At 44.2% G+C, this 7,450-nt stretch carries 6 protein-coding genes and 2 tRNA genes; all 8 read right to left on the bottom strand.

Annotation, left to right across the window (positions count from 1 at the left end):
• Window positions 1-454 precede the first annotated feature (454 nt).
• Entirely contained in the window at window positions 455-1,126 is a 672-nt protein-coding gene (locus tag ACO4PX_RS07155) for a CvpA family protein (protein WP_485572112.1), read from the bottom strand.
• 3 nt (window positions 1,127-1,129) lie between these two features.
• A complete protein-coding gene (locus tag ACO4PX_RS07150; protein ID WP_485572111.1) occupies window positions 1,130-3,232 on the bottom strand; it encodes a tetratricopeptide repeat protein in 2,103 nt (700 codons plus the stop codon).
• 17 nt (window positions 3,233-3,249) lie between these two features.
• The gene (recR, locus tag ACO4PX_RS07145) at window positions 3,250-3,846 is read right to left on the bottom strand and encodes a recombination mediator RecR (protein ID WP_314637818.1); all 597 of its coding nucleotides are present in this window, start codon (window positions 3,844-3,846) and stop codon (window positions 3,250-3,252) included.
• Window positions 3,846-4,187, bottom strand: coding sequence for a YbaB/EbfC family nucleoid-associated protein (locus tag ACO4PX_RS07140; RefSeq protein WP_314637821.1), 342 nt, complete (start codon window positions 4,185-4,187; stop codon window positions 3,846-3,848). The genes recR and ACO4PX_RS07140 overlap by 1 nt, the downstream gene beginning before the upstream one ends.
• Window positions 4,188-4,325: 138 nt before the next feature.
• Window positions 4,326-5,906 carry a DNA polymerase III subunit gamma/tau gene (dnaX, locus tag ACO4PX_RS07135; RefSeq protein ID WP_485572110.1) on the bottom strand — a complete coding sequence of 527 codons (1,581 nt, stop codon included), beginning with the start codon at window positions 5,904-5,906 and terminating at the stop codon, window positions 4,326-4,328.
• A 124-nt stretch (window positions 5,907-6,030) separates the two neighbouring features.
• Window positions 6,031-7,113, bottom strand: a complete 1,083-nt coding sequence (locus tag ACO4PX_RS07130) for a 6-phosphofructokinase (protein WP_485572109.1) — start codon at window positions 7,111-7,113, stop codon at window positions 6,031-6,033.
• A gap of 103 nt (window positions 7,114-7,216) precedes the next feature.
• Window positions 7,217-7,290 (bottom strand) — tRNA-Met (locus tag ACO4PX_RS07125).
• A gap of 9 nt (window positions 7,291-7,299) precedes the next feature.
• A tRNA-Val gene (locus ACO4PX_RS07120) sits at window positions 7,300-7,372 on the bottom strand.
• Window positions 7,373-7,450 lie beyond the last annotated feature (78 nt).

Here is a 7,450-nt window from a genome sequence, read left to right as displayed (position 1 = left end):
GTTAGGCACGCCGCCAGCGTTCATCCTGAGCCAGGATCGAACTCTCATAAAAAGTTAAGAGATTGCTCTCTTTAAGTTCTTTCTCCAGTCAAAATTTAGCTTAGCTTCATTTTGTCCTTTTTTACTTTTGGTTTATTAAACCGTTCGTGTAAGTTTCGTTTGAAACATTACTGAAAATTCTTCAAGAATCTTCAGGGTCTGTGTATTATTCGATCTTTGATTTTCAAGGTTCAGTTTTGCAAAAAATTTTTCGGTTCATCTTGGCTAAAGCCTTGATTTTCCTTGCTTTCTTTCTGCTTTTTGCTGTCTTGTTTTTTGCGACAGCTTGTGTATCTTAACACCCGATAATGGGACTGTCAAGCCATTTTTTGCCTTTTTTTTAGAATTTTTTTCCATTTTCAGGAAACAACTATATCTTGGTTTAAAGGCTTCTATATCTTGTTTTTTCTTCCTCTTAATTCATAAAAAAGATTCTTGTAAACAGATTGCTTTCCTTCAAAATGTAGGGAATACTTCCCGGTCGGGAAAAGCCTTCCAAAATCGTATCCTTTAGGGGGAAGTTGGGCAGAATACTGAGAAGTATCAAGGCAAACCAAAGCCAAAACACCCATTCCACCGCGGATAACGCCGCTCCGGAGAGCCGGTTTACCAGGTTAAGTCCCGGCAGCTTAAAGAGATACTCCAGAATTTGAAAGCCAATTTTCAAAAGAATCCGAAGAATAAGATATAAGATTACAAAGAAAATCACGCTATAAACCAACTGAAAGATTTTCTCCGAAAGATTGGCCTTCCACTGTTCCAAACCAATAAACTGATAAAACAAATCAATGTTTTCCATGGACTTGTCCGGTGTAGGATTACTGCCTAGCACATCGGAAAGCTGCGCTCCCTCCCTCTGAATCGGAAAGAAAAAGCCTGCAATGTTTTGCACCAGCTTCTGCAATTCCTGATTTTTGGCCAGCTCCTGCTGTACTATGGGCATAAGCAGCTTTGCCATAGCAATGGAGAGAAGCAGGGAGGTCATCGCAAATATTTTTTTCAATAATCCCTTCTTATAGCCATGCCATACCATGGCACTAAGGGAAAGGAGTAGGACTAAGCCTACTCCCATTTCACTCATTCCCATATTTTACCCCATAAAATGTTCTTCTCGTAAAATCAACTTATCGTCCTTATTGTACTTTGGACGAAGGAAAGAACTTAACTTCTTGCCAAGGCTTGGTTTCTCTGCCTGGTCTGCAGCTTCCTCCACCAAGTCCTCCGCACTCTTCTTATTCAGAAGAATTCCGTCCTCTTCCATAAGCTGAATTCTCTCATAGAGGGCGGTGATTCCCTTTTCCGTGATGGCACAGTCAATGCTGTCGGCATAGGAAATCGCATATTCCGCAAATTCGTCTATGCTCATTCCCGCATTTTTCTTTTCTTTTTGACCAAGAGGAGAATGCTTCTCCAGCGCATCGGAAATAGCGGATACGTCTTCTTCCTCTTCCCTAATTGGAGCTTCTCTTCTCTCTTCTCTTACAGAAGGAGCATCCTCAACAGCTTCCTCTTCTATCTCCTCGTCGTAGTCTTCATTTTCATCATCATAATACTCTTCTTCAGGCTCTGCGTCTTCAAAGTCCCGGGCAGGAGCTTCTTCACGGACTTCCGATGGAGCATCCTGCTTTTCCTTAGCCTCTTCTTCCTTCCGGGCTTCTTCCTCCAAAACCTCGGTATAGGGACGTGCAGGCCTATCGAAAATGGAAGGCTTATGGGGAACATACTCTTCTTCGACAGTTTCTTCCGCCTCTTCCTTCTCCGGCTCCGCTACGGAAGCTTCAAGATCCACGTCTTCCAGATCGCTATCCTCTTCTTCCTCCAGCTCTTCCTTGTTGGAAACGATGTCGAAGTAGTCAATAAATCTGGGTCTGTCCTCAGCCATTCGATCAAAATGATCGTACACATCCACCAATATAATAGAAGAAGCGTCCTTTGGATTCTGGATATATCTTTCGATTTCATCCACAACGGAGTACTTCAGCTTACCGGCTTCCTCAATAATTAAATCTCTTTCCTTCAGCTTCTCCGCAAATGGCGCAAAGCCCTTTTCATTAAGCTTGTCCGCATTGGTTTTCGCCACCTTAAATTCAAGCTTGTATTCCTGGTGGAAATACTTGATTTCCTCTACCGCGATCTTGAAGCCTTCTTCCAAAGTATCCGCTTCAATAATCATATGGTAGGTAGGGAATGACTCTTCCTTCTTATCAGTAGCCGCAGGTGCATCCACCTTTGCAACTTCCTTTCCTTCAGCCTTCTCCCCGGAACTTTCCTCGGAAAACTCTTCGGAAGCTTCTTTAGATTCCTCCCGGGAAGCTTTATCGGAAGCTTCCTCCGTCTCCTTCTTGGAAAATGCTTCTGTCTCCGACGCCTTTTCCTGCTCCGGCTTTTCTTCATCAGCCTGACTTAGCGCATTGCTCTCCGCCTGCTTCTCTTTTTCTCTTTGAATCTCTTCTCTGCTTACTTCCTTCGGTGCTAATACTCGGGAAGCTTCTTCCGGAAGCTCTCTAACGGGAGGCTTTTCTTCATATACAGCCTGTCCGGAATTCTTCTCTTCGAAAGCCGGTTGTTCCTTCGGAAGAGCAAAGCTCTCTTTCCGGGGTGCTCTTCTTGTATCCTCTTCAAAGGGACGATACCGAAGCTTTAAATCCTGAGCCTTGTCCACATATTTTCCCATGCCGAAAAGAAGAATCATCTTATCGCAAAGGGCGATGCAATCCTCTTCCCTTCCGGCTTCTCCATAAAGCTTTGCCAGCTCATAGAGCCACTTTTCATCCAGCTCGGTTTCGGTAAACTGCTCCAGGGGTCCCACCAGCTGGGAGGCCATAGCCCCCTTTGCCTTCAAAATCTTATAACGAAGCAGGTATTTTCTGGGATCCTCAGGACTTACATCCAGGAATTCCTTGTAAAACTCAATAGCCTCTTCGATAGAGCCGGAACGTAAGGACAGCTCTGAAAGCTTATAAAGAAAACGCTTTCCCACCGGAGCTCTCTCAAAGGCCATCAGAAGAATATCCTTAGCCTCTTCGTACTCTCCGTTGTACTCATAAATATCCGCTATGGAAGAAAGAAGGTTTGCATTACGCACCCTATTCCAGTCAATGGTATCCGCAATCTGCATAGCAGTCTTGTAATCTCCCTGACTGCTTAACTTTTTAATCTGTTCTGCCTTGATACTAAACTCGTACTTGTCCATAATACCCCTTCCACTTCCTATAAACTGACTCTTCCGTCCAATGCTCTAAGAAGTGTTATTTCATCAATATTTTCTATATCTCCCCCTACAGGAACCCCGGAAGCAATACGGCTTAAGGGCACTCCTAAAGGTTTAATCAGCTTTGTGATATAGCTTGCGGTGGTTTCTCCTTCCAAAGAGGAGTTGGTGGCAATAATCACCTCTTCCACCTCTCCCTGCAAACGAACCATCAGCTCCTTCAAACGGATGTCTTCCGGTCCTATGCCGAGCAAAGGGGAAATCGCCCCGTGGAGAACATGATAAACTCCCTGATATTTGCCTACTCGCTCATAGGCAGACATATCTCTCGGGTTTTCCACCACCATAATCTGTTTATGATTTCTTTCCGCACTACTGCATACCGGGCAAAGCTCCGCGTCCGTTAAGGTACAGCAGCATTTGCAGTAGCGAATACTGTCTCTGGCCTTTTTGATGCTGTCAGCCAGAGCATAAGCCTGTTCTTTCTCTCCGTTAATCAGAAAGTAGGCTAATCTTTGTGCGGACTTCGGACCAATGCCGGGAAGCCTGGAAAGCTCCTGTACCAGACGGTCCATATCCTTGGAAAAATACTCCATTAAAATCCTAACCCCATTCCGCCGGTAAGCTTGCCCATCTCCTGATTGGATTCCTTCTCAATGTCGGAAAGGGCCTGGTTCATTGCCAGTACAATCATTTCTTCCAAAGTTTCCACATCTTCCGGATCTACGGCATCCTTATTCAGGCTGACACTTAAGACCTTTCTCTCTCCGTTCAGCACTACCTTAACGGCACCGCCTCCGGCCTGAGCAATGTATTCCTTTTTCGCCAGCTCCTCCTGGGTTTCTTCCAGCTTCTTCTGCATCTTCTGATACTGCTTCATCAGATTATTCATATTCATGCCGGGCATTCCCCCGCCAAATCCACCATGCTTTGCCATAGCTCCTCCTTAATTTTAAATTAAGCATAACTTTTACTATTTTACCATGAATCCCAAGAATAAATCTATGAGAAATCTTATAATTCCCTTACAGTGTGGAATTTTTATCCTTTTATTTCCGCAAAACAAGCACTTGCTTTATTCCTGATCGCTAATCTCTATCGTCATGGAAATTTTGTTTAAATCTTCATCGGAAACGTATCTGGTACTGCGTTCTTCCGTTTCCACCTTTCCCAAAACAAAGTGAAATTCCTTTTGATATTTTGCGGAAATCACCTTCCCGATTTCCAGGAGCTCCATATCCGTAAGCACATTGGAAAGCATTCCCAGACTTGGGGCAATCACCATGGACTTCTTATCCTTTGCCGGATAAACTCTGGATTTCGCCAAAGCCTGTTTCACCGTGGGGGAGTCGAAGTAATTTTTGATAATATCCCAGTCCTTCTTTAAAAGCATATAGTCCTCATACTGAGCTTTCGGAAGAACGACTTCCTTTTCCATGGCTTCCGGTATATCTCCATTTTCCTCCTTGGAAAATGCTGTCCTTTCTACAGGAAGAAAGCTTCCCTTTTCCATCTTTTCTTCCAACTCCCGCAGTCTTTGTAAAAGAGCATCCGTCTTCCCTTCCATCTCCGGATGAGCCAGCTTTACCAAGGTACTTTCCAGTAAAACCCGCTTCTGTCTGGCAAAACGATACTGCTGTAAAAGCTCTGTCAGTAAACGGATACCCCTAAGTATTTCTTCCATGGAAAGACTTTCCCCATCGGAAAGAAGTTGTTTTTTATTTTCTGCGGACAAATCCATCAAACCGTCAATCTTCTCTACGGTTTTTGCCAGCATAATATTTCGATAATAGTTCAGTAAATCGGAAGTATATTGGCTAAGTTCCTTTCCCTGCTCCAAAACATCGGCCACCAATGCCATGGCTTTTGCTATATCCTTCTCTCGAAGGGAAGCAATCATTTGGGAAAATGCTGCGGTATCCACCGCTCCCAATATTTTCAGCGTATCTTCATAGCTGATTTCTCGCTGAAAATCATAGCTGGCGCACTGGTCCAAAAGGCTCACCGCATCACGCATAGAGCCATCCCCCATACGGGCGATATATTGGATAGCCTCTTCTTCAATGGCAATATGCTCTTCTTCCACAATATGTCTCAATCTATCCGCAATGATGTCCGCGGGAATCCTTCGAAAATCATAGCGCTGACAGCGGGAAAGAATGGTTATGGGCAGGGCATTTGGCTCCGTAGTAGCCAGGATGAAAATGGAGTATTCCGGTGGCTCCTCCAAAGTCTTCAGAAAAGCGTTGTGGGCCGACTCTGTCAGCATATGTACCTCGTCGATAATATAGACCTTATAGCGCATACCCACAGGAGGATACTCCACCTGTTCCCTAATCAAACGTATATCATCCACCTTATTGTTGCTGGCCGCATCCATTTCATAAACGTTAATGCTGGTGTTGGACAAAATGGCCTTACAGTTTGCACACTCATTACAGGGATTTCCATCCTTAGGATTTAGGCAGTTCACAGCTCTTGCCAAGATTTTCGCCATGGAGGTTTTACCTGTTCCTCTGGTACCACAAAAAAGGTAAGCATGACCAATACGATCATGACTTACCTGATTCTTAAAGGAACGAGTGATGGCATCCTGTCCCACCAAATCATCGAAATCCCGGGATCTCCATTTTCTGTATAAAGCGGTATATGACAATTCTTCTTATCCCTTCTATATCGTTAAAACAGATAAAATTGGCGCATAAGTTCATCAACTTCTTTTTAAATATGCTCTTTAAATAAGCTCTTTAAATAAGCTCTATAAAAAACTTCATCATCGGCTACTCTTCATCTCCAAAAGAAATACCCAGCATCTTGGCTTCCCTCACAATTCCGGAATCCGGATCCACAGTTTTTAATTTACCGGCAATATCTGCCAAGGGAACCGTTGTGATTTCATTATTCTTTAAAGAAAGCATCACGCCGTATTTTTCCTTCTTAATCATTCTGGCAGCTTCCGCACCGATTCTTGTGGCAAAAACACGGTCATAGGGAACCGGCTGTCCACCTCTTTGGGTGTGTCCGGGAACAGTTACCCTAACCTCTGCACCGGTTTTTTCCTCTATTTCCTTCGCCAGCTTATAGGCTACGGAAGGATGATTCTTCCTATCCTCCGCCAGCTTCTTCTTTAATTCCTTCTTTGTCAGCTTAGATTCATCCTTGGAAATAGCCCCCTCTGCTATAGCTACAATGGAGAAACGAGAACCACTTGCATGACGCTCCGCAATTTTCTTACAAACTGCATTGATATCGTAGGGAATCTCAGGAACCAAAATAATGTCGGCGCCACCGGCGAGTCCGGCATAAAGGGTAAGCAGTCCTACCTTATGTCCCATAATCTCTACAATAAACACTCTACCATGGCTGGCAGCTGTAGTATGAATACAGTCAATGGCATTGGTAGCTACTTGAACGGCAGAATAAAAACCGAAGGTCATATCCGTACCATATAAATCATTATCAATGGTTTTGGGACAACCGATAACATTCAATCCTTCTTCCGACAAAAGATTGGCTGTTTTTAAAGAGCCATTACCTCCTAATACCACAAGACAATCCAGGCGAAGCTTTCTATATGTATGCTTCATCGCCTCAACCTTGTCCAATCCATTGGCATCCGGTTCACGAATCTGTTTGAAGGGTGTTCTACTGGTTCCCAGAATGGTTCCGCCTTCTGTCAAAATTCCGGAGAAATCGGAACGCTCCATCTTGCGATATTCGTCATAAATCAGACCCTTGTAACCATCCAGAAAGCCATAGATTTCCACGTCTCCCAATAGGTTATATAGGGTTTTTCCCACACCGCGCATGGTTGCATTTAAAGCCTGACAGTCTCCTCCACTGGTTAATATTCCTACTCTCATCCTTACCCCCTTTAACACACTACGGCAGAAACCTTGCTTTTCTACAATAGAACAAAGTATAAGGAAAAGCAATAAAAAAAAGAGACTATTAAAGTCTCTTTCGTTGCGGGAGATGGATTTGAACCAACGACCTTCGGGTTATGAGCCCGACGAGCTACCAGACTGCTCCATCCCGCGATAATCAAATGGGGCCTACAGGGCTCGAACCTGTGACCCTCTGCTTGTAAGGCAGATGCTCTCCCAGCTGAGCTAAGACCCCATATAAAGACATTTCTGTCTTAGTGGATGGAGGTGGATTCGAACCACCGAAGTCAGTGACAACAGATTTACAGTCTGC

It is taken from the genome of Oribacterium sp., assembly GCF_057249185.1.
Note: the sequence above shows the minus strand (reverse complement) of the source record. Positions and strands in the feature narration are given on the sequence as shown.